The following is a 1,720-nucleotide window of genomic DNA, read 5'->3' on the forward strand; positions in this document are numbered from 1 at the left end:
TTTCCATTTTCCATTTTCCAAAAGATTGTCAGCCGATTTTATATTTTGTCAAGTATTTTTATGATTATCAATGGGTTAGGTTTTGGGATTAACTCATTGACTATTTTTGATAAATGATTTATATTAACCAAAAATCCACATAAGGACACCTGATGAACGTACAGCCTTGGCATTGGTTGATTTTTGGTCTGATTTTGATGATATTAGAGATGTTTGTGCCGACCTTTTTTCTGCTATGGTTCGGGGCGTCTGCTGTTGTTACGGCAGTGCTTGCGTGGGCGTTTGTTTTGGGCTTTGGGGCGGGAGTCATCTTGTGGCTTGTGCTGTCGGTCATCTCGTGCGTGGCATGGTTTAAATTTATCCAGCCCAACATCAAAACTCGCACGACCGCAGGGCTTGGGGGCAGTGTCATCATCGGAGAGATAGGCATGCTGACCCACGCTCCAAGTGCCGACAGACTCGGCAAAGTGCGGTTTAGTGTGCCAAAAGTCGGCTCTGATGAATGGCTGTGCCGTGGGGCAGATGGCGAAGTGTTGCAGGCAGGCGATAGGGTCGTGGTGGTGCAGATACTGGGTAATGAGTTGGTGGTTCGGCGTAAATAATGCCATTGGATTGCTATTTATTACCAATTCATCATATTAGACAAATTGGTAGAGGGTAATCACATTTGCCCTGTATTTCAAATTTAGATAATTTTAGATAACTGTTAGATAGGGGCTTATTATGGAAGTTTTATTTGTCTTGGTGGCGTTTGTCGTCTTTACCGTTTTTAAGGGTGTCAGACTTGTACCACAGGGCTATAAATGGGTGGTTCAGCGACTGGGAAAATATCATCAGACCTTAGAACCGGGTTTGAATTTTATCATTCCCTTTGTCGATACGGTCGCCTATAAAATCACGACCAAAGACATCGTGTTGGACATCCCCAGTCAAGAAGTCATCACCCGAGACAACGTGGTCATCATCGCCAATGCGGTGGCGTACATTAACATCATTCAACCAGAATATGCGGTGTACGGCATTGAAGACTATGAATACGGCATTCGCAATCTGGTGCAAACGTCCTTGCGTTCTATCGTGGGCGAGATGGATTTGGACAGTGCGTTATCAAGCCGAGACCAAATCAAAACCCAGCTCAAACACGCCATTTCAGACGACATCGCCGACTGGGGCATTACCCTAAAAACGGTGGAAATCCAAGACATCAAACCGTCCCACACCATGCAACTGGCGATGGAAGAGCAAGCGGCCGCCGAACGCCAACGCCGAGCCATGGTAACACGAGCGGACGGGCAAAAACAGGCGGCTATCTTGGAGGCGGACGGGCGATTGGAAGCGTCTCGCCGTGATGCCGAAGCTCAGGTGGTGCTTGCCAAAGGTTCCGAAGAATCCATTCGCCTTATCTCATCGGCGATGGACGGTAAAGAAATGCCTGTTGTGTACTTGCTTGGCGAGCAATACATCAAAGCGATGAACGACATGGCACAATCTGATAATGCCAAAACCGTTGTCTTGCCTGCCGATATTCTAAACACGGTCAAAGGATTGGTGGGCGATAAGTTAAAGGGGTGATTTTATAACCATTTAACTTCAAAACGCACCAATTTAAAAGGTGCGTGATACGCACCTTTGTATACCCCTTTTAAGGTATAATAAGCAAAAACCTGTTATCCACATCTTGTACGCACCTTAGAACCATAAGGGCAACCACCAAGATAAG

The 1,720-nt window shown here is 46.2% G+C and carries 2 protein-coding genes; both read left to right on the plus strand.

Annotation, left to right across the window (positions count from 1 at the left end):
• Positions 1 to 152: 152 nt before the first annotated feature.
• Entirely contained in the window at positions 153 to 602 is a 450-nt protein-coding gene (locus B5J93_RS12070) for an NfeD family protein (RefSeq protein ID WP_079326601.1), read from the plus strand.
• A gap of 121 nt (positions 603 to 723) precedes the next feature.
• On the plus strand, positions 724 to 1,572 hold the full coding sequence (locus B5J93_RS12075) for an SPFH domain-containing protein (RefSeq protein WP_078275058.1): 849 nt from the start codon (positions 724 to 726) through the stop codon (positions 1,570 to 1,572).
• The last annotated feature ends 148 nt before the right edge of the window (positions 1,573 to 1,720 follow it).

The sequence above is a fragment of the Moraxella equi genome, assembly GCF_002027555.1.
GTDB classification, from domain to species: domain Bacteria; phylum Pseudomonadota; class Gammaproteobacteria; order Pseudomonadales; family Moraxellaceae; genus Moraxella; species Moraxella equi.

Coding starts and splice junctions, on each gene's coding strand:
- B5J93_RS12070 (WP_079326601.1), top strand. CDS start 153: ATGAACGTACAGCCTTGGCATTGGTTGATTTTTGGTCTGATTTTGATG.
- B5J93_RS12075 (WP_078275058.1), top strand. CDS start 724: ATGGAAGTTTTATTTGTCTTGGTGGCGTTTGTCGTCTTTACCGTTTTT.